Origin of the sequence: Candidatus Frankia nodulisporulans (assembly GCF_902806475.1) — a bacterium.
Classification (GTDB): domain Bacteria; phylum Actinomycetota; class Actinomycetes; order Frankiales; family Frankiaceae; genus Frankia; species Frankia umida.
On sequence record NZ_CADCWS010000571.1, the window covers coordinates 1 to 369 of the forward strand.

Annotated in this window: 1 pseudogene; it reads right to left on the bottom strand. The window is 62.6% G+C overall.

The window, feature by feature from the left end:
• Window positions 1-369: pseudogene (locus G6R24_RS21435) on the bottom strand (MOSC domain-containing protein); the annotation flags it as partial.

Here is a 369-nt window from a genome sequence, read left to right on the forward strand (position 1 = left end):
AACCGGCACGCCGATTCGTCGCGACACGTCGTCGATCGACGCCAAGTTGACCATCGACAATGCGTGCATGTATTCGGTGGAGTGCACCGCGGCGTCGGTAAAGCGATGACCTCCGAAGGCTCGGACCAGCTTTGGGACCTGCCTGTCCAGGCTGGCGATCCCGATGTCGGCGATAAACTTCTCCGCCGCCCGACGGCCACCGTCCGTGCCGAGGTCAACAACTAGTTTCGACGCGCCGTCGCGGACTGTCAACAGTCGGGAGGCCTCATCGTAGGTGACCCGCAGGCGGGCCAGCTCACTGTCCCGCGCAAGGGTGAGGAAACGGGTCTTCGGCAGGGGTACGAGATTGTTTTCGTCGATGATGGTCTC